We start from the raw sequence: 507 nt of genomic DNA on the forward strand, positions 1-507 counted from the left end.
ATTGACCAAGATTATTCTTTAATCAATAATCATTTACAGATTTATGAACAAGCTCAAGAATTTAATCAAACCGGCCTTCAGGAACACGAAGTAAAAATCAGATTAGACCGTTTTTTATTTTCAAAAGATGATTGGGATAAGCCTTGTCATACATTGAGTGGCGGAGAAAGAATGCGGTTAATGTTGTGTTGTTTAAACATTGCTAATCAATCTCCCGACATTATTATCTTAGATGAACCTACCAATAATTTAGACCTTCAAAACATCGAAATTTTAACCAATGCAATCAATGAATATGAAGGAACTTTAATTGTAATTTCCCACGATAAAACGTTCTTACAAGAAATAAATATTGAACGAACTATTGAATTAATGAAGTAAAGCCGATAACATCGGTTTTGCAAGAGAGCGGGTTATTGTTTCCGTTCAAAGATTTTTGTTATATTTAAAGTTCCGTCTTTGCTTGGAAGTCTTATGCTAAAATCCGCTCCCTCGCAAAGCCCGAAA

The 507-nt window shown here is 33.1% G+C and carries 1 protein-coding gene; it reads left to right on the plus strand.

Annotated features, from left to right (window positions below):
• On the plus strand, window positions 1–381 hold a 381-nt coding region (locus tag HX088_RS13890; RefSeq protein ID WP_286484487.1), incomplete at its 5' end, for an ATP-binding cassette domain-containing protein.
• Between the last annotated feature and the right edge of the window lie 126 nt (window positions 382–507).

The sequence above is a fragment of the Empedobacter sp. 225-1 genome (assembly GCF_030328185.1).
Taxonomy (GTDB): Bacteria; Bacteroidota; Bacteroidia; order Flavobacteriales; family Weeksellaceae; genus Empedobacter; species Empedobacter stercoris.